Source organism: Microbacterium sp. WCS2018Hpa-9 (assembly GCF_031843745.1).
GTDB lineage: Bacteria > Actinomycetota > Actinomycetes > Actinomycetales > Microbacteriaceae > Microbacterium.
Map to the genome: position 1 here is coordinate 222,847 of NZ_JAVTIY010000004.1, position 19,938 is coordinate 242,784.

Genomic DNA, 19,938 nt, shown 5'->3' on the forward strand with positions numbered 1-19,938 from the left:
TTCTCATCTGGCGCACCCCACGGGGCGCCTCCGCGCGGCCGGAGACGGTCAGGGCAGGACGAGGATGTGGTCGGTATCGGCGAATCCGAGGGCCTCCGTCGCCGGGTCGACATAGCGCAGGGTGACCCGATGGAGCCCGGGCCGGATGTCGACGAACGACACGATGGTCGAAGCGCCGGTGAGCACCACGGTCGACTCAGGACCGCCGTCCACGGATACGGTTGCCGTCGCGCCGGCGACACCGCGAACATCGAGCGAGAGGTCATCGCGTCTGCCGTCGCCGTCCGAATCCGTGCGCGAGATGACACCGTCCGAGTCTTCGGCGAGCCCCGGCACGGGGAAATATACGCGCCCGGTCGGCTCGCTCACCGTCTGCGCGCCCGTGATAGGCGAGGTATGCCGCAGCGAGATCGACATGCCCTGGTGGAGTGTGTCGAACTCGGGGCGCACCGAAAAGGTGCCATCGGCGTCGACGACCGTCGTGGCGATGACGCGCCCCGTCTCGTCGACGATCTCGACGGCTGCGCCCGGCGTGCCGGTGCCGGTGATCATCGGCGGAACGGTCGTGGTCGGCAGAACGCTCCAGGAGATCGTCACCGGCACATCGACGGGAGGATCGACAACCGGAGGATCGACAACCGGCGGATCCACAACCGGCGGCTGCTGCGCAGGCGCCGACGGCGGTCGCACCGGAGGTTGCGTTCGCGTGTCGTCCGGTGTCGAAGGCTCGGTGGTGTCCGCGGGCACCTGGGGCACGATGATCGGATTCTCGACGACCTCGGGATCCGTCTGCGCCTCGGGGACCGACGCGGGCGGCTGCGGTTCGATGGGGGTCTCCGACTCACGCGGCGACTCGGTCAGCGCCGGAGGCTCGGTCGGTGCCGGGGCCCCCGCCGATCCGGGCGACGCGATCGGGGCGGGCGATGCGACGACGAGAGCAGACGACTCTTCGGCATCCGGGGGCCCCACCGGTGCCAGCTGCGCGGCGACCGCCGCGACCGCGACGACGGCCGTTGCCGCGGCGACAGATCCACCGACCAAGAGCCATTGTGACGTACCCCGGGGCATCCAGCCCGTCAGAGAGGCAGCCATGGCGGGCGCCGGAGATCCGGCCGAATAGGCTGCTGCCGCGGGTCCGCCGATGATCACGGGCAGCAGCACCGCCCGCAGCTTCGACGACGCCTGCTCGACCTCAGCGCTGGCCATCGTGCATCGGGCGCAGCGTTCGAGATGTGCATCGAAGCGGGCACGGTCCGCGCGCGCCACATGGCGCTTCCGGCCCTGCGCCACGATGCGCTCACAGGCCCAGCGGCACTCCGCGTCGCGTCCTGGTTCCTTGATGTGCGCTTGCAGCCACGCGATCTTGAAGCCCTCGCGTGCCCTCGCCGCCAGCACCGAGACGGCGTTCGGGGTCATGCCCATGAGCGGCGCGATCTCTCGCGGCTTCATGCCCTCGACCTCGAGGTACCAGAGCAGGGTGCGCCACCGCTCGGGAAGATCCTTGAACGCAGCCGTCAGCAGCGCCTTGTCTGATAGCAGGTCGAGGGAGTCGTCGGTGTGCTCGACAGGCAGCTCGTCGATGTACTCGAGGGCGACGACGTCCTTCTGCTTGCCTCCCCATGTGGCGGCGGCACTGCGCACGGCAGCGAAGATGTAGGGCCGGAAGGCGTCGGTCGGCCCGCCGCCGTTGCGGATGGCGCTGAAGGTCTTGGCGAAGGCCTCGCTGACGAGGTCCTCCGGATCGATCGAGCTCGTGATCGAACGCGCGGCGCGCAGTGCGGCCGGCGAGTGACGATCCCAGAGCACGCCGAACGCGCGGCTGTCCCCCGCGCGGGTGGCGAGCACGAGCTCGTCGTCACTCACCTCGGAGTCGGACCGGGTGCGCGGCTCGCGCACACTCGAAGAGCTCACGGCGTGACGCCGGTCACGAGCATCGAGTCAGGAGCAACGGGCGGGTTGTTCACTGGGTTCCCTTTCGACTTCTTACCACTAGTCTTTCGTTCAAGCGATCTGACCGGTATGTAGATTCGTACGAGAGTGCTCCGTACTGAGTAGAGAAGATTCCATGACGTCTCCCGAGATTCATCCTGAATCGCCCACATTGCGCGACGCGATGCTTCTCAGTGACGGCCGCCTCTTCGCCGCCACCCGGAGCACCCGCTTCGATTCGACGTCGTTCGCCGGAGTGGAGTTCTACGACCCGTCGGCGCCGACCTCCGAGTACATCGACCGCATCGTGCTCGGCGCCGGTGTCCCGCCGACGCACGTTGCGGCGCTCATCGCCGAGCTCGCTGACGTCGGAGCGGCCGCACTCGTGCTGCGGGCCCACGACGCCAGCGATTCTCGGGAATGGACACCGACCGATCAGCACCCCGCACTCGCCGTGCTCCACCACAGCGAAGGAGACTGGGCGCAGCTCGCGAACGTCCTGCGGTCGCTGCTCAGTGCTCATTCGATCGGGCAGGTCGCGGGTGTGCGGATGGGAGATCTCTTCGGTCTCGCCAACGCCATCGCCACCCTCGCAGACGGAGCGGTCAGCATCGTCGATTCCGCGGGCCAGGTCGTGGGGTATTCCACGCACAGCGAGCAGCCGATCGACGACGCCCGACGACGGACCACGCTTCTGCTGCAGGAGGATCTGTCGATCGCGTCCGACTCCCGCTACCGATCGCTGCTCCGCGCCAGTGAGGCGCGGCACTTCCCCTCGAGCACCGACCAGTTCGGCCGCGTCGGGATCGCCGTCAGGGCGTCCGGAGAGCTGCTCGGCTCTATCTGGGTGATCCAGATCGACCCGTCGCCGGCTTCCCGCACCCGATCTCTGCTTCAGGAGATGGAACCGATCGTCGCCCAGCATCTGCTGCGTGCTCGAGAGGACGCGGGCGACCGGGACAACCGCACCTCCGGGCTCCTCCGCACTCTTCTCGAGGACCGGAAGCACGCACGTGGCGCGGCGTCGCAACTGCTCATCCGCCCCGAGACCGGATGGACCGTCGTGTGCTTCCGCGTCAACACCTTCGACGACGTCGAGGCGGTGCGTGGACTGCACCGAGTTCTCCATCTGGCGATCAGCGTGTCGGGCGCAGCATTCCCGGGCTCTCACAGCGCGGTCGTCGGCTCCCAGGTCGTGACGCTCATTCCCGGGCCGCATGCGGCAGCAGTGCAGACCTTCACGCAGGCAGTGCTGCGCACCGACGGAGCCTTGATCGCCGGCATCGGCACGCGCGCGCACGACATCAACGGCATCATCCGTTCGTACCGCGAGGCCGGAGCGACCGCCGGCGTACTCATGAGCTCGCTGCACCACGACGAAGAACATCACGCCCGCATCGCGACCTTCGATGAGATGCGCGATCGCCTCGCCATCCTGCAGGTCGCTGATCTCATCGAGGGTCTTGACGCCGCGGTCGGCGATGCGGCGAGCACCCTCGCCGCACACGACGCCGCGCAGGGCACCGACCTGACGCGCACCATGCGCGTCTACCTCGACCAGCTCGGCAGCGTCCGCGAGACGGCGAATGCGCTGCACGTTCACCAGAACACCGTCCGATACCGGCTCGATGTCGTGCGCACCGAGCTGGGGATCGATCTCGATTCGCCCGACACTCGCCTCTGGCTCTGGCTTCGACTTTCGGTCGCCTCGCGCAACGCGGTCTGAGCGCTCATTCGATGGCCGCCGGCAGGAGGACGGTCACGCCGGCACGCGTCATCGTCGGGTCGATGTACCGGGCGGCGACGAACCGCTCATCGGCTCCGGAGCGGATGATCGCCTCGCCGTCGTCAGCCGGAAGCCGCACCGTGCGCGACCGCCCCTGCTCGTCGAGCAGCTCGACCCACGCGTCAGGCTCCGCGCGCAGATGCAGGCAGCTCACAGCGCCGAGAGAGACCCCGGGACAGACGTCCTGATCAGCCCGCGCGATCGTCGGAGTCGCGAAGGTCAGAGGCCCGATGTCCTCCGCCCACTCGGTGACTCCGGTCGCGGCGTCCTGCTGGCTCACGCTGAGCGTCATGCCCTGATGCGTCGCTTCGCCCGAGATGTCGAGCACGAAGGTGCCGAACTCATCGACGATGGCCGTGTGCAGCACGGCTCCGTTCTCGTCGACCACCGTGATGATCGCGCCGGGAATGCCGGTCCCCTGAAGGAGATCCGGGACGAGAGAGCTCTGCGCGATCGACTGGGTGAGGCGAAACTCCGATGCCTCGAGGGGAGCAGGCGTCTCCTCTGGCCCCTCGGTCGTCGGAGTCGTCCCCGGTGCGACCGGCGACGGAGCCGCGATACCGTCACTGCCCGCAACCTCGGGCTGTTCGCTCTCGTCGACGGGTGCCGGGTTCTCACGAGAATCGCTCTCCGTCGGATCCGGCGCAGGCGCATGCTCCGGTGTGGGCGTCGGCTGCGGCTGCGCCTCGAGCGTCGGTTCCGCCGCAGGCGGCAGGACCGGAGGGCGGGGCAGCTCTTCGCGAACCGGGCCGGCCTCACCCGCGATCGCCACCTCAGAGGACGACGGAGTGAGTTCGGTGCGGTCGGAATCCGCTGCGGACAAACTCAGCACACTCCCTGCGAAGATCACTGCTCCGACGACGACGACAGCAGTGGCCGCAAGTGCCGCCAGGCCTCCAGCAGGAACCACCGACGCCACTCCGTGCGCTGCGGCAGGAGTGCCAGCGCCGAACGATGACGCCGCCCCACCGTCGGCAACGAACGCCCCGGTTGACCCCATCAACGAAGCCGCCCCCAGGACCTGGGCCTCTGCCGACGCATCGCCTGTGTAGATCGCCGCCGCCGCGCCGCCGAGCAGCGCCGCGGGCAGGATCGATCGCAGCCGCTGCGAGACGGTGTCGATCTCCGCAGCGACGATCCGGCATCCGCCGCACGTGTTCATGTGCTCACTGAAGCGCTCGGCGTCGCCGTCGACCACCGAGCGACCGCGCCTGGCCACGACGCGCTCGCAGAACCACCGGCAGTCCTCCGACCGCGATGGGTCGTGGATGTGCGCCTCCAGCCAGGCTCGACGGAAGCTGTCGCGTGCACGTGCGGCCAGGGCAGAGACCGCGTTGGAGGTCATTCCCATCAGGGGCGCCAGCTCTCGCGGTTTCATCCCCTCGACCTCGAGATACCAGAGCAGGGTGCGATGCCGTGCCGACAGCGTGCCGAACACCGCGGCGATACTGGACCGCTCGGCGATGCGCTCGAACGCATCGCCCTCTTCCGGCGACAGGTCACGCTCTGACACCGTGTCGATCGAGAGCGCGCTCCCGTTCCGAGCCCAGCGCGCGGCGGTGTTGCGCAGCGTGGCGAGGAGGTAGGGCCGGAAGGCGTCGCTCGGACCACCGCCCGCCTTCGTCACCCGGAGTATCGACGCGAAGGCCTCGCTCACGAGATCGTCGGGATCGGATGACGGCGAGATCGCCCTGGCTGCACGCCGGGCGGACTCGACGTGCCGGCGCCAGAGAAGCGCGAAGTCGCCGATGTCACCGCCCCGCACGGCCTCGATGATCTGAGCATCGGACGGTTCGCCCGGGATATCGTCATCGCTGTCGTTGTGCGTGCCGAGATTCATGCTGCTCCGGATGCTGTCAGGGCCGCCGTCACGAGCGGAGCGCCGGAGACGGATGAGGGACGAGGCAGTGGGGATGCCTCGTCCCTCTGACTCTCGTGAGAGTCGATTCCGCTGGAAGAGGGTTCGGCCGGGGAGCGGTCGATCTCTGCTGTGCGGGCGTCGGCCGGGAACCCGACGCGCGGCCGATGGCCATACCTACAAGACCGGTATGACCGGAAAACATGACGACGCCCACCCGAGTTTCTCGACGAGACACGCATCAGCCGACGCTCGCCGCCGGGCCCACCGGTGCAAGAGACAGGAAACGCATCTTGTTCTCTCCGTAGAAGCAGGTCTGCACCATGAAATCGCCCGTCATGCCGGCGAGCGCCTCGACGTTCGACCACTTGGGAGTGTGCCTCTCCTCGACGACCTCGTAGACGACGTCGGAGCCCTCGACCATGACGCGCTGCCCGAGATCCCACCCGAGGATCACGTCGCCCCCGCAGTTGTTGTGCGCGGCGAAGAGCGGAAGCACGTCGTCGATGCGGTAGCTGACCATCTCGGTGAACGTGCCGTCGCAGTGGTCGAGCTCGACCATCCCGCCCTCAGCTCCGAGGCTGATCGTCGGCAGCTCGTCTGGCGCGAAGGTCTGATGGAACTGCTTGAGCACCGAGACCTTGAGGTCACCGGTCACCTTGTCGACGAGGTCGGGGGCGAGCACGGATGCCGAGAGGAACGACATTCCGAGGCCGACGAGCACGATGCTCGCGAACAGCAGACCGAACCGTCGCCGCGGCCGCCGATCACGGGCGGTCTCGCCGGGATCTTCGCGGTCAGAGGCGGTGGGGTCCACTGCGATGTCGACTGTCATGAGTCGGAATCGGAGGGAAGATGCGTGGCTCGCCGGCCGCTGCGATCCTTGCGCGCGCGCCGAGGCATGACGATGAGGAACGTGACCGCAGGCACCCCGACGACGAGGAGTGCCCACCAGGGGAATCCAGCCGGGTCGGTGGTGTCCGCGATCGTGGTGACGGAGGAATCCTCGGTCGGCGCATCGATCCGTTCGGCACGCACCAGAAGACGGTGGGTGTTGACGCCCGTGGGCGTGCACGTGACAAGAGTGAGATAGTCCTTGCCGGCGACCTGGCGCAGGTCTTCCGCATCGTTCGGAAGAACGGTCTTGGTCTGGTCGACCTCGTAGTAGAGGTCTTCGCCCAGGGCGCTGACGACGATGATGTCGCCCTTGACGAGCTCGTCGATGTCATCGAAGAGCGTCGCCTGAACGAAGCCGTTGTGCCCGGTGAGAACCGAGTGGGTGCCCGAGCCACCCACCGGGAGCGACGAGCCATAGAGGTGGCCGATGCCGCGCGACAGCGTCTCTTCGTCGGTGCCGTGGAAGATCGGCAGATCGACGTGGATGCTCGGGATGCGAATGCGCGCCATCGTGTCGGTTCCCTCGGTGGTGAGGGTGTCGAAGTACGCAGACGCGCCCTCCCCGATCGCCGTCTGCTGGCCGTCGGCTCCGAGTGCATAAGGGTCACGCAGCGGTCCGGTCGGCAGGTTCTCGTTGTACTCCTCGGCCGCGGCGAGCATCTCGTCGACGGCGCCATCCGGAATCTGCTCGACGGACTGGACGTAGCCGTCGACATCGGTGTCGTGACTCCATGCGGAGAACCACGACGCGGCGGTCGGATAGACGAGGACTGCGATGCCGATGGTCGCGATGAGCATGACGATCGACTGGCTCCATCCCCACCGCGCCTTGTGCGCGGCGGCACGCGTGGAGGGTCGCGCCGGAGAATCCGGTGTGGACGCGTCGATGAGGGTCATGCTGCGCTCTCTGATCGGAGAAGGGGAAGAGGAGGGGAACGAATGGGCCGTGCGGGGGAAGGGATGTCACCTCCCCCGCACGGCCGGTCTTTCGTGTTACGCCTGTGCGGCGGCCTTGCGGCGGCTGCGGATGGCGAGCAGGACCGCTCCACCGAGCAGCATGACGCCGCCGGTGAGGAACAGGGTCGTGCCGGTGCCACCGGTCAGCGGCAGGGTGAAGCCGGCGTTCGAGGGAACGTTGACGACCTCGAGGTCGACGCCCACCGCCGTGGTGGCTGCGGTGACGGTGAACTCGATCGGAGCTGCGAGCAGCTCGTATCCGTCGGGTGCGACGATCTCGGCGAGCCAGTACGACTGGTAGCCGTCTTCGCCCACGGCAACCGTGGCGTTGTCTGCCCAGTCGGAGTAGCGCAGACCCGAGATGGTCACGGTGCCGTCAGCGGCGACCGCGAACTCCGTGGAACCTGCGAGCGCGATGGCGTTGGTGCCGTCGATCGCGTCCTGCTGGGTCGGGTACACCGAGAACACGGCGCCGGTGAGGGGTGCACCGGCCTTGTCGGTCTTCTCGACCGTGATGTCGCCCCACTTGGTGATGACCTCGGGGGTGACGGTGGGTCCGCCGGGCTCGCCCGGGGTGACCGTGTACGAACCGGCGTTCGGGTAGAGCACTGCCGTGTTGGCGATCTCGCCGACCGTGTTGACCTCGGTCGTGACGACGACCTGCACCTGCGTCGCGGGGTTGGCCGCGAGCACTGCGAGACCAGAAGCGGTGAACTCGACCGTGACCGCGTTGGTCGCGGCGTCGTGGACGACCGTGTAGTCGCCCGCAGCGAGCGGGGTTCCGTCGACGAGCGAGACAGCGGCGCTGACGTAGTCGAGCTTCGCGTCGAGCGTGTCGACGATCTTGTAGGCGTCGATGACGGCGACGTTGGGGATGTCGCCCGTGATCGTGAAGTCGATCTCGTCGCCGAGCTTGACGTCTTCCGAGTCCTCGACGGTCTTGGTCGCCTCGGTGAGGGCGTTCTTCGGGTAGACGTGCACGTCGTACAGCCAGGTGCTGTCATCGGCGGGGTCCGTCAGCGGCACGGTCACGAGGAACGGCGCCACACCGGTCGAACCGGCCAGCGGCGCGGTCTCGACCACGAAGTACAGACCGAGGTCGAGGTTCGCCAGGGCGATCTCGCCGTTCGCGTCGGTCAGCGTCTCGCCACCGACCGCGCTGGCCGTGTAGCCGGCAGCGGTGATGTCGGCGACGCTGTCGGGGTCGAGGTCGGCGAGATCGTTCGCGTCGACCCATCCCTGGTTGCTCGTCAGATCGATCGTGTCGACCTTGTAGACCGTGAAGCCCACGCCCGGCAGCGGTGCCAGTGCGACGTTCTGCTCGGTGCCGTCGTTCGGCAGGCCGGTCGGCGTCTCGGGCGCCTCGAACTTGTGGATCGTCAGCGAACCGACAGCATCCGGGTCGACGAGGTTGGGCGTCGCGGCGCTTGCGGGCGCTGCGAGGGTCAGCGCGGCGACGCCTGCGACGAGCAGACCTGCCGCGACGCGGGATCCGCGTCCGTTGTTGGGAGTGTTCACTGTGTCTCTCTCTAGGTAGCCAGGTCGCCCTGGTGGGTTACAGGTGGTGGTCGGTGAGAAGTGCAGATCAGATCTGCGGGTCGGTGGTGTCGACACGCGCGTTGCGTCGGCGGACCCACAGGGCCAGCGCGCCCGCTCCGAGCACGGTCAGGGAACCGGCGAGGATGTAGGGCAGTGCGCCCGTACCGCCGGTGGTCGGAAGGCTCATCGCCGGAACATCGCGCACCGTGATGATCTGACCGGTGGCGGTCACCGCCTCATCGCCGCCTGCCGTGATGCTCACGGTGCGGTCGGGGTTGATGGTGAACTTCACCGGGGCGGCCAGAAGGCTGAATCCGTCGGGCGCAGTCAGCTCGCTCAGCCAGTACGTGCCGGCCGGGATGCTGTCGATCTGGAACAGTCCGGTCTCGACGTCTCCGATCGTGAAAGGCAGAGCCGTTCCAGGCTCGCCGTTCACGTCTTCGAGGATCGCGAAGGAGGATCCGTCCATGCGCACCCACGTGTTCGCGGATGCCTCGCCGACCTTCTCGATCTTCAGCGGGATGCGGAACGGCTCGATCGGCGTCTCGGTGCTGTCGTCGTTCGAGCGCACCGGGCCGCCCTTGGGGTCGGTTCCCGTGGAGTAGGCCGTGTTGATGACCTTCTTCGCGTCGACATCGGCCTGTCCGATGACGTACGGCGCGTTCGCGACGCAGTTCGCGACCTGGGTCGGTGCGATCGTCGTGGGCGTGCAGGTGACGGTGATGTTGCGCTGCGTCAGCCGGTCGTCGACCACGGTGATGTTCGCGACCGTGACGTTGCCGGTGTTGGTGACGACGAACGCGTACATGATGTGGTCGCCGAGCCCGGTCACACCGTCCTGGTCGACGTCGACGACCGAGGCTGTCTTGTCGAGCACGAGTGCAGGTGTCCAGGTGGCCGGGATGATCTCGTCATCGCTGTCGGTGACGTTCGGGCCGACCGCCGGGGTTCCGGTGGCGCGTGCGACGTTGGTCAGCGGAGCGTTGTCGATGTCGGCCTGCTGCACCACGTAGGTGGCCGTGCAGGTCATCTTGGCGCCGCTGGCGAGCGTGGAACCCTGCGGCGGGACGCAGGTCAGCGTGCTCATGTCACCGACACCCGAGAACGCGTCTTCGGTGATGCGCACGTTCGTGAGGTTGGTGTTGAGCGTCGTGTTGGTCGGTGCCTTGGGCGTCGTGTTGGTCGCCACGAAGCTGTAGGTGATGACATCGCCGACCGTGGTGTACACCTTGTCGGGGTCGGTGTCGCTGGTCACCGCGACCCCGTTCACGGCGGTGATGCTCTTGACGATGTCGATCGACGGCTGGATGACCTCGAGCGAAGCGTTGGCCGGCGGGTTCAGGTTCGTCGTGATGTTGGCTGGGCCGTTGATGTAGGTGCCGTTGACCGTCGAGGTGACGTCGACCGTGATCGTGCACGATGCCTCGTTGAGGGCGAGGTCGCCGCCGGTGACCGACACCGACGTTCCGCCTGCGGGCGCCGTGACCACGTAGGCCGCACCGGTGCGCTGGACGCAGGTTCCGCCCACGTTCGGCGCCGCCGCGATCTTGAGGTTGGTCGGCAGAGCGTCAGTGATGAACCAGTCGTTCTTGGCCATGAGGTCGCTCGTGTTCGTGACCGTGAGCGTCATCTTCGAAGTCGATCCGTTCGTGATCACCGTCGGGCTGAACGCCTTGTCGAGCTGAGGGGTCACGTCGACGATCTGCGGCAGGTCGAAGGCAGCGTCGTTTCCGGATCCGCTCGCGGTCGCGTTGAACAGGGACAGCCCGAGGTTCGCGGTCGTTCCGACGGGAATCTGGTAGGCGGCGGACTGCAGCTTCGCAACCTGAGCGGCGAAGGTGTTGGTGGTGCAGGGGTTCAGGCCGGTGCTCAGCACGATCGGAGAACCGTTCACGATGAGCGAGAACGTCTCCTTCGGCTGGTTGGCCCCGCCTGCGGCGGGGCAGTTGATGGCGGCGAAGTACGCGGACACCGCGTAGTAGTGCCCTGCGATCGCGGGGATCGTGTTGACCGTGCGGAACTGCGTGCCAGCCGCGATGGCGCCGTTCGTCGCGTTCGTGTACGACGTCAGCACCTGGTTGGTTGCGGCCTGTGTCGTGGTCTGGCCCTGTGCGACTCCGAGCGCACGAGCCATCTGCTGAAGGGCGGGCCACGTCGTGGTGACGTTGTTCGCGCATCCCAGGTCTGTGAGCGGGGCTGCCGGAGTCGTACCGCTCATGACCCACCCGTTGCACTGGTTGCCGGCGGGCGTGTACTGCGTCGACGCCGTGTACGTCGAGTTCGCGGCGGCTGCGCCACCTGTGTAGTTCAGGATGCTGATCGGCAGCACTGACGCGTTCTGGTTCGAGAAGGTCTCGGTGTACACCGGCGTGCCCGGCTGAGGTGTTCCCGGAGTGCCGGGCACCGTCGCCGCGGCCGTCATGCCGCTGTGGGGGGTGAGAGTCGCGCCGGCGACGAGGATGCCGGCGATGGCGAGCACGCCGAGCAGCCGCGTCATCGCCCGCCGGCGAGGCGCGACTCCGGAGCGTGATGACCGCTCCGTCGTGCGGTGGTGCGAGCGAATGCTCATGAATGTCCCAATCCCGGCGCGCCGACCCCGCCCGCCACGTGTGGCGAAGCGGGAGAGGCGATCGCCTTGTCCCCGAAAAGTCGTGTGTGTCCCCAGTGCGATACAGGAAGCAGAAGCTGCCCGTCATATACCCAGACCTCGGCGCGGAGTTTTTATGACGGGCCGTGAAAAAACTTTTCGATCGGTCTCTGCGGGCCTGCCCTAAGCTCGCACCATGTTCAGCGCCGAGACCCTCGCGACCTTCGTCGTGGCCGCGTTCGTGATGGTCGTGATCCCCGGGCCGACGGTGCTCTTCACGATCGGCAGAGCGATGGCCCTGGGGCGACTCGGCGGGTTCCTCAGCATCCTGGGCACGGCGCTCGGATCGATCCTGCTCGTCGTGGGGGTCGCGCTGGGAGTGGGCGCGGTGGTGGCGCAGTCGATCGTGCTCTTCACGATCGTGAAGGTGCTCGGCGCCGGCTACCTGGTCTTCCTCGGCATCCAGGCGATCAGGCATCGCAAGGACGCCGCAGCCACGATGACCGGGCCGGTGGCGAGGCGATCAGGCGCGCGGCTTCTCGGCGAGGGATTCGTCGTCGGAGTCACCAACCCCAAGTCGATCGCCTTCTTCCTGGCGATCCTCCCGCAGTTCGTCGACCTGCACGCGGGGTCGGTGCCCATGCAGCTCTTCGTGCTCGGCGCGATCGTCGTCGCGATCGGTGTCGCCTGCGATGCGATCTGGGTGCTGCTCGCCAGCGGTGCGCGAGAGTGGTTCGGTCGATCTCCTCGCCGCATCGAGGCCATGGGCGCGACCGGAGGTGGGCTCATGATCGGCCTCGGCGCGTTCCTGCTGCTGTGGAGCGAGAAGCCCGCTAACGGCTGAGGCCGAAGGTCACATCTGGGCGAAGCGGGCGCGGACCATCGAGAAGACGCCGTAGATCGCGAGTCCGACTCCGACGAGCCAGAGGATCGCGCGGCCCTGGGGCAGGTCGACGAGACTCCGCAGGGCCCCGTCGAGGCCCGCCGCCTTCTCAGGATCCTGCGTCCACGCGGCGACGACGAACAACAAGCCGGTCACGGTGATCGCGACGCCCTTGGCGATGTAGCCCGCGATACCGAGGGCGATGATCCCGGGCCGCGAGGCGCCCTCCGGAACATCCATCGTCTTCTCGAAGCCCCTCGTGAAACCGATGACGATGAACCCTACCCCCACCCCCGCCACGGTGAGTCCGAGGATGATGAGCAGCACGATTCCGCCGGGCGCACCGAGGATCACCGCGCTGAGGGTGCGCAGCGTCGTCTCGGACTCGACATGCCCTCCGAAGGCGAAGATCAGCGCCAGGCCGGCGATCACGAGATACGCGCCCGCGATGCCTATCAGCTTCACCCTCATCCCCCACTTGCGGGGCTCCTTGCCGGCGGCGAGGAGACCGCTGGCGATCTGCCACACCGCCAAGGCGATCAGCGCCACCGCGACCAGCCCGAGAACCAGCCCGCCGACGGGCGTCGAGCGGATCTGCTCCATCGCACCGTCCTGGTCGGCGTCCCCGCCGCCGCCGGTGGCGATGGAGACGGCGATCACGCCGATGATGATGTGCACGAGGCCGACCACGACGAAACCGGTGCGCGCCACTCGTCGGAATGCATCGGATCGCTGCGCCGTGCGCGCGGCACCCTTTGCTGAGGTCATCCGTGCAGGATATCGCTCGGCACGAAGAACGTCGGAGGGGTTGCGCCGAGCGGGCCTTGTACTCAGCCGGTGCGCTCCACCGGTTGGCGCAGGATCGTTCGCAGCTTCGCGGGGTCGACGCGCCTGACGTCGCTGAGGTAGACCTCGTGATGCAGCCCCGTCATGGCCAGTCCGTTCTCGGGGATGAACCGATGGTGCAGGTCATCGAGCACCGGGGCCTCGTCGTCGTACGACCCGACGTGCAGCGTCTGCACGCACAGCCCTTCGTCGAGGGTCTCGAGCCGCACCGACCGCAGCGCGGGAGACTCCTGCTTCTTCTTCGCGAGCTTCTTCTCGACCGTGTCGACCGCGTGGTCGAACATCTCGTGGGTGATGTGCTCCGGCACCATGATCATGAGAGTCCACTGCCACGCCGACTTGTCGCGACGCGACGTGAACGACTCCATGTCGGGTGCGTGCCACTGCCCCTCGAGAGGCATCACGACCGTGTCGATCCCTAGCTGCTCCCTGCTCGCGAACTTGAGCGTGTAAGCGAGGGGGAAGAGCGCGGACACCGCATCCTGATACGCCTGGGCGCTGTTGGGGTCACCTGCGCCGTCAGCCATCAGGTACTGCATCGGGGGAACATCGAGGATGCGGAACTCACCGCGCTTCGCCCTGTAGGCATCGAGGGTCTTCTTCGGGTCGAGCGCCATCGCGGGTCCTCTCACGGCGGCATCCGCATCCGACCGTCGCCACAGTGTCGCACGGGCGGCGGACATCGGGTGGGCGGTGCGGCCGTGCGCGCACCGCCCACCCGAGACGCCTCACGCCTGTTCGACCGCCAGCCAGAGCTCGCACGATGCGTGGGCGCCGGTGAACTCGAGGTACCGCACGATCGACGGGCCAGGACGCAGCCGCCACAGATTCGACGGGAACCACTCGGTCGCCGTCGCCGCCCAGAGGGTCTGCAGAGTCTCGGGGAACGGCCCCGACGCGGAGAACACGGCCCAGGCCCCCGCCTCGACCCTGATGACATCGAGGTCGTCGGGAGCCACGGTTGATGCAGACACCGAGACGCCATGCAGATAGGTGAGCTCCGTGCCCTCGGGTGCATCGGGTGCGATGTCGCCGGTGACGGCGAGGATTCCGCCAGGCTCCGCATCGCTCATCGCCTTCAGCCGGAGATGCTCTTCGGGTGCGATCGAGGCGATGTGCGCCTGGATGTGCGGGTTCGCGCCCTCGTGGATGAGCGGCACTCGCGCGGCGTGGCCGACGAGCACGAGCTCGGGGGTGGTGGTGATGGTGACGTCCATCTGGGTGCTCCCTTCGACGCTCAGGCGGAACCGGAGCGTGGGTTGTGTGCGGAGAGGACCCCCGTCTCGGCGCGCATCGACCGGGCTGATCCCGTGCACGGCGCGGAACGCGCGACCGAACGCCTCGATCGAGCCGTAGCCGTGTCTCACCGCGACATCGAGCACGTTCGGGGCGCCGGCGGCGAGTTCTGCTCCGGCGAGCGTCATCCGGCGCCGGCGGACGTACTCCGACAGCGGCATTCCGGCCAGAGCCGAGAACATCCGCCGAAGGTGGTATTCCGTCGTGCCGTGGGCGCGCGCGAACCCGGCGACGTCGATCTCGTCTACGGTGCCGGCCTCGACGAGATCGACCAGGGCGTTGAGCGTTCCGATCATGAGGTCCTCCTTTCCTCACCATCGTGCGATCCGAGGGTGTCCCGCGACCCGACTTTCCGCGTCGGATCCGATCAGTCGCCTCGCGAGGTCAGCTGCGCTCCCCCGGATCCGCGAGCAGGTCTGCGAACGCGAGTTCGGCAGCGCCGATCAGCAGCCTGTCGGCGCCGAGAGCGGCAGGACGGATCTCGAGCGCCTCCGCACTCTCGGGCATCGCCAGAGCTCGCACGTCGTCGGCGATCTGAGTCGCCCTCAGGCCGGCGATCGTCGCGAGGAATCCCCCGAGCACGACGAGTGCCGGGTTGAGCACGTTGACGGCGTTGGCCAGCGCCCCCGCGAGCACGTGCGCCTGACGCGTGATCTCGTCGGCCACCACCGCCGATTCCGACTCCGAGAGCTCGGCGTCGAGCGTCTCGTCATCGGCCGCATCGAGGCCCACCGCGTCGAGCAGCAGACGGCGACTCACCTCGGCCTCGAGCACGCCGTCGGCTGTGCGACGATCGGCGTCTGCAGAGATCCGCGGCCTGTTCTGACCGAACTCCCCCGCGTATCCGCCCGCGCCGGCGACCGGCTTGCCGTTGACGATCAGGCCGCCGCCGATGCCGGACGCGCCTCCGTTCAGATAGACGACGTCGTCGATCCCCCGGCCGGCGCCATAGCGGTGCTCCGCGATGGCGCCGAGCGTCGCGTCGTTGTCGACGAAGGCCGCAGACGACGTGGCCGCGCCGACGAGGTCGGCGAGCGGCACGTCGGTCCAGCCCAGATGCGGCGCGTTGCGCACGACTCCGTCGGAGGTGCGCACGAGACCGGGCACGGCGACGCCGACAGCCGCGATGCGCGCATCCGCGAGCGGTCCCTCGCGCCACGCGGCGATGCGCTCGGCGATCGTCGCCACCACGACTGCGGGTGTCGGCACGGTCTCGTTCGACAGGCGTTCGCGCACGAGGATGCTGCGGTCGAGACCGACCGCAGCGATCTCGATCGCATCGACCTCGGGGTTCACCGCGATGGCGACGACGTGAGCCGAGGCCGTCACGACCGGCGATGGTCGACCCACGCGACCGGCGACGTCAGGAAACCGCTCGTCGACCAGACCCCGCCTGACGAGCTCTGCGACGAGGTCGGCGATCGTCGAGCGGTTGAGCCCCGTCTGCTCGGTGAGCGCTGCTCTCGACTGGGCGCCGTTCTCGTGCACGAGCCGCAGGATCAGGGAGAGATTGTGGGGGCGGGTGCCCAGCGCGGGGCTCGACTGCGACGGCATCCCTTCACTGTAGGGGGTGGACGCGCCTCCTGTCATGAGATATGTTGTCAAGCACAACTTATTCGATGACCTGCACAGGAGCAGCCATGCCCACTCCCACCCGTGACGACAAGTTCTCCTTCGGCCTGTGGACCGTCGGCTACAACGGAGCCGACCCGTTCGGCGGCCCGACCCGCCCGGCGCTCGACGTGGTGCACGCCGTCGAGAAGCTCGCCGAGCTCGGCGCCTACGGCCTCACCTTCCACGACGACGACCTCTTCGCCTTCGGCTCGACGGACGCCGAGCGCCAGACGCAGATCGACCGCCTGAAGGGCGCACTCGCCGACACCGGCCTGGTGGTGCCGATGGTCACCACCAACCTCTTCAGCGCACCGATCTTCAAAGACGGCGGCTTCACCTCCAACGACCGCGACGTGCGTCGGTACGCCCTGCGCAAGGTGTTCCGCCAGCTCGACCTGGGCGCAGAGCTCGGCGCCAAGACGTTCGTCATGTGGGGTGGCCGCGAGGGTGCCGAATACGACTCCGCGAAGGACATCCGTCAGGCGCTCGAGCGCTACCGCGAGGCCGTGAACCTGCTCGGCGACTACGTCACCGACAAGGGCTACGACATCCGCTTCGCGATCGAGCCGAAGCCCAACGAGCCCCGCGGCGACATCCTGCTGCCGACCCTCGGCCACGCGATCGCCTTCATCGATTCTCTCGAGCGCCCCGAACTCGTCGGCGTCAACCCCGAGGTCGGTCACGAGCAGATGGCCGGACTCAACTTCACCGCCGGCATCGCGCAGGCCCTCTTCCACGGAAAGCTCTTCCACATCGACCTGAACGGCCAGCGCGGCATCAAGTACGACCAGGACCTCGTGTTCGGTCATGGCGACCTGCACAACGCGTTCTCGCTCGTGGATCTGCTCGAGAACGGCGGCCCCGGAGGCGTCCCCGCCTACGACGGCCCCCGCCACTTCGACTACAAGCCCAGCCGCACCGAAGACGAGACCGGCGTGTGGGAGTCGGCCGCCGCCAACATGCGCACCTACCTGCTGCTCAAGGAGCGCGCAGCGGCGTTCCGCGCCGACCCCGAGGTGCAGGAGGCACTCGCCGCCGCCCGCGTCGACGAGCTCTCGACGCCGACCCTCAACCCCGGAGAGAGCTACGACGAGTTCCTCGCCGACCGCTCGGCCTACGAGGACTTCGACGCCGACTCCTACTTCGGCGGCAAGGGCTTCGGCTTCGTCCGACTGCAGCAGCTCGCGACCGAGCACCTGCTCGGCGCCCGCTGAGTCATGCCGCTGGTTCTCGGGGTCGACTCGTCGACCCAGTCCTGCAAGGCCGTCGTCGTCGACACGGCGACCGGAGCGGTCGTGCGCGCCGGTCGCGCGTCGCATCCGGACGGGACGTCGGTCGACCCCGAAGCCTGGTGGCGTGCCCTGAATGCGGCGATCGCGGAGGCGGGGTCTCTCGACGACATCGAGGCATGGTCGATCGGCGGGCAGCAGCACGGCCTGGTCGCCCTCGACGAATCGGGCCGCGTGATCCGCGATGCGCTGCTGTGGAACGACACGCGCTCCGCCGGCGCGGCGCACGACCTGATCGCCGAGTTCGGAGCATCCGAGCTGGCCGCGCGCACCGGGCTCGTTCCTGTGGCCTCGTTCACGATCACGAAACTGCGCTGGCTGCGTGATCACGAGCCCGAGAACGCGGCGCGGGTGGCGGCGGTCGCTCTGCCGCACGACTGGCTGACGTGGCGCCTGCGCGGCTTCGGACCCGAGAACCCGGCGCTCGACGAGCTGGTGACCGATCGGTCGGATGCTTCGGGCACGGGCTACTGGAACCCGTCGGCGGGCGAGTACGACCGCGAGCTGCTGGTCGCCGCCCTGGGGCACGATGCGATCCTGCCCCGGGTGCTGGCGCACGACGAGTGGACGACGGATGCCGGTGGTCGGCGCGTCGGCGCCGGAGCCGGAGACAACGCCGCTGCCGCACTCGGGCTCGGCGCCGTGCCCGGCGACGTGGTCGTGTCGATCGGCACGTCCGGCACGGTGTGCGCGATCAGCACCACCCCGCTGAGCGATGCGAGCGGCACCGTGGCCGGGTTCGCCGATGCCTCGGGCAACTTCCTGCCGCTCGTGGCCACACTCAACGCGGCGCGCGTCGTCGACGTGACTGCGGCGCTGCTCGGAGTCACGCACAGCGAGTTCAGTGATCTCGCGCTGCATGCGTCGCCGGGCGCGGGCGGTCTCACATTGCTCCCCTACTTCGAGGGCGAGCGCACACCCAATCTGCCGGATGCCACGGCATCCCTCTCGGGCATGACACTGGCATCCACGACCAGGGAGAACCTGGCCCGCGCTGCGGTCGAGGGGATGCTGCGCGGACTCGGCGCGGGCCTCGACGCGCTGCGCGACCTCGGCATCCCTCTCGAGCGGGCTCTGCTGATCGGCGGCGGCGCGCAGTCGGAGGCCGTGCGCCGCATCGCGCCGGAGATCCTCGGTCTTCCTGTCGAGGTGCCGGAGCCTGGCGAGTACGTCGCGCTCGGTGCCGCCCGCCAGGCGACTCAGCTCGTCGGCTGATCTTCGCGCCTTCCGGACACGCACGCGCTCGGGAGGAGATCTGCGCTTCGGGAGGAGCGATCCTCTGAATCCGTCCTCCCGAAGCGCAGTCCTCCTCCCCAGAAGGTGACGACCGCGTCGGACGCGCGCTGCGAAGGACGCGCGATGACGCGGATGCGGAAGGCGGATGCGGTCAGCCGGCGAGCACCCGGGCGTCGCGCTGGGCGATGATGCTGAGCTCCGCGGCCGTGAACGCGTGCTGCTGGGTCATCGCGTGTTCCGTGCGGTCGAGGCAGTCGCGAATCAGCTGACCGAAGAACGGGAACCCCGTCTTGCCCGTCGCGTCGAACCGGTACTGCCCGTCATGGTTGACGAGCAGCACCTGTCCGCCGCCGTTGTCGGTCGTGATGTCGGTGTACTTGCGCAGCTCGATATAGCCGTCGGTGCCGAGCAGCACGGTGCGCCCGTCGCCGAAGACGTCGAGTCCTGCCGGGGTGAACCAGTCGACGCGCACGTAGCCGGTCGTGCCGTTGTCGAGCACCACGTGGGCGTCGCCGAAGTCCTGCAGCCCCGGAGTCTCGCGGTGCGCGTAGTTGGCGACCGTCGAGCTGACCACCTCGCCGTCGGTCGCGCCCGTGTAGTAGAGCATCTGCTCGAAGTTGTGGCTGCCTATGTCGCAGATGATGCCGCCGTACTGCTCGGGGTCATAGAACCAGTCCGGCCGGCCTGAGCCGATGCGGTGCGGACCGAACGACGCGACCTGCAGCACGGTTCCGATCGCCCCTTGATCGATCAGCTGGCCGGCCAGGATCGCAGCCTCGGAGTGCACCCGCTCGCCGTAGTAGACGGCGAACTTGCGGCCGGTGCGCTCGACGGCTTCGCGCGCGGCGGCGAGGTCGTCCATCGTCGTGATCGCGGGCTTGTCGGCGAAGAAGTCCTTGCCGGCGTCGAGCACCCGCACCCCGAGCGAGGCTCGCCGGTTGGCGATCGATGCGCTCGCGACGAGCCGCACCTGGGGGTCGTCGAGCACCTCCTCCTCGCTGGCGGCCGCCCGCGCCTGCGGGAACCGCTCGACGAAGTCGGCGAGCTTCGCAGGGTCGGGGTCGAAGACGAGCGACAAGGTGGCGCCCGCGTCGATGAGCTGCTCGACCATGCCGAAGATGTGGCCGTGGTCGAGCCCCACCGCAGCGAACACGAACTCACCGGGGCCGACCACCGGCTCGGGCAGCGGATCGAAGGCGTAGGTGCGAGTCATCGCGGGGT

The 19,938-nt window shown here is 68.2% G+C and carries 15 protein-coding genes; 4 read left to right on the forward strand and 11 right to left on the reverse strand.

From position 1 onward, the window contains the following. Window positions 1–48: 48 nt before the first annotated feature. Entirely contained in the window at window positions 49–1,911 is a 1,863-nt protein-coding gene (locus RQG82_RS10420) for a sigma-70 family RNA polymerase sigma factor (protein ID WP_311259017.1), read from the reverse strand. A gap of 154 nt (window positions 1,912–2,065) precedes the next feature. On the opposite strand from RQG82_RS10420, the gene RQG82_RS10425 reads away from it, so the two are divergent. Next, the gene (locus RQG82_RS10425; RefSeq protein ID WP_311259018.1) at window positions 2,066–3,655 is read left to right on the forward strand and encodes a helix-turn-helix domain-containing protein; all 1,590 of its coding nucleotides are present in this window, start codon (window positions 2,066–2,068) and stop codon (window positions 3,653–3,655) included. A gap of 4 nt (window positions 3,656–3,659) precedes the next feature. On the opposite strand, the gene RQG82_RS10430 is transcribed toward RQG82_RS10425, so the two are convergent. From RQG82_RS10430 to RQG82_RS10450, 5 genes are all read right to left on the reverse strand, one after another. Further along, window positions 3,660–5,555, reverse strand: a complete 1,896-nt coding sequence (locus tag RQG82_RS10430; RefSeq protein WP_311259019.1) for a sigma-70 family RNA polymerase sigma factor — start codon at window positions 5,553–5,555, stop codon at window positions 3,660–3,662. A 259-nt stretch (window positions 5,556–5,814) separates the two neighbouring features. Then, window positions 5,815–6,408, reverse strand: a complete 594-nt coding sequence (locus tag RQG82_RS10435) for a hypothetical protein (RefSeq protein ID WP_311259020.1) — start codon at window positions 6,406–6,408, stop codon at window positions 5,815–5,817. Next, window positions 6,405–7,367, reverse strand: coding sequence for a class C sortase (locus RQG82_RS10440; protein ID WP_311259021.1), 963 nt, complete (start codon window positions 7,365–7,367; stop codon window positions 6,405–6,407). Before RQG82_RS10440 ends, RQG82_RS10435 begins: the two co-directional genes overlap by 4 nt. A gap of 96 nt (window positions 7,368–7,463) precedes the next feature. Then, window positions 7,464–8,945, reverse strand: coding sequence for a SpaH/EbpB family LPXTG-anchored major pilin (locus tag RQG82_RS10445; RefSeq protein ID WP_311259022.1), 1,482 nt, complete (start codon window positions 8,943–8,945; stop codon window positions 7,464–7,466). 67 nt (window positions 8,946–9,012) lie between these two features. Beyond that, window positions 9,013–11,535 carry a SpaA isopeptide-forming pilin-related protein gene (locus RQG82_RS10450; RefSeq protein ID WP_311259023.1) on the reverse strand — a complete coding sequence of 841 codons (2,523 nt, stop codon included), beginning with the start codon at window positions 11,533–11,535 and terminating at the stop codon, window positions 9,013–9,015. A gap of 214 nt (window positions 11,536–11,749) precedes the next feature. On the opposite strand from RQG82_RS10450, the gene RQG82_RS10455 reads away from it, so the two are divergent. Further along, window positions 11,750–12,397: a LysE family translocator gene (locus tag RQG82_RS10455; protein WP_311259024.1), complete on the forward strand. Its 648-nt coding sequence runs from the start codon at window positions 11,750–11,752 to the stop codon at window positions 12,395–12,397. 9 nt (window positions 12,398–12,406) lie between these two features. Here RQG82_RS10455 and RQG82_RS10460 read toward each other — a convergent pair whose 3' ends face one another. The 4 genes from RQG82_RS10460 to RQG82_RS10475 all read right to left on the reverse strand — a co-directional run bounded on the left by RQG82_RS10460 (window position 12,407) and on the right by RQG82_RS10475 (window position 16,132). After that, window positions 12,407–13,204 carry a DUF1206 domain-containing protein gene (locus tag RQG82_RS10460; protein WP_311259025.1) on the reverse strand — a complete coding sequence of 266 codons (798 nt, stop codon included), beginning with the start codon at window positions 13,202–13,204 and terminating at the stop codon, window positions 12,407–12,409. A gap of 62 nt (window positions 13,205–13,266) precedes the next feature. Beyond that, window positions 13,267–13,899, reverse strand: coding sequence for a GyrI-like domain-containing protein (locus RQG82_RS10465; protein WP_311259157.1), 633 nt, complete (start codon window positions 13,897–13,899; stop codon window positions 13,267–13,269). 111 nt (window positions 13,900–14,010) lie between these two features. Next, complete coding sequence (locus tag RQG82_RS10470; protein ID WP_311259026.1) at window positions 14,011–14,874, reverse strand: AraC family transcriptional regulator; 864 nt, start codon at window positions 14,872–14,874, stop codon at window positions 14,011–14,013. A gap of 88 nt (window positions 14,875–14,962) precedes the next feature. After that, window positions 14,963–16,132: an ROK family transcriptional regulator gene (locus RQG82_RS10475; RefSeq protein ID WP_311259027.1), complete on the reverse strand. Its 1,170-nt coding sequence runs from the start codon at window positions 16,130–16,132 to the stop codon at window positions 14,963–14,965. An 86-nt stretch (window positions 16,133–16,218) separates the two neighbouring features. Between RQG82_RS10475 and xylA the strand changes: the two genes are divergently transcribed. Continuing rightward, window positions 16,219–17,406 carry a xylose isomerase gene (xylA, locus tag RQG82_RS10480; RefSeq protein ID WP_311259028.1) on the forward strand — a complete coding sequence of 396 codons (1,188 nt, stop codon included), beginning with the start codon at window positions 16,219–16,221 and terminating at the stop codon, window positions 17,404–17,406. 3 nt (window positions 17,407–17,409) lie between these two features. Continuing rightward, complete coding sequence (gene xylB / locus RQG82_RS10485; RefSeq protein WP_311259029.1) at window positions 17,410–18,696, forward strand: xylulokinase; 1,287 nt, start codon at window positions 17,410–17,412, stop codon at window positions 18,694–18,696. A gap of 172 nt (window positions 18,697–18,868) precedes the next feature. Here xylB and RQG82_RS10490 read toward each other — a convergent pair whose 3' ends face one another. After that, window positions 18,869–19,930, reverse strand: coding sequence for a Gfo/Idh/MocA family oxidoreductase (locus RQG82_RS10490; protein ID WP_311259030.1), 1,062 nt, complete (start codon window positions 19,928–19,930; stop codon window positions 18,869–18,871). Window positions 19,931–19,938 lie beyond the last annotated feature (8 nt).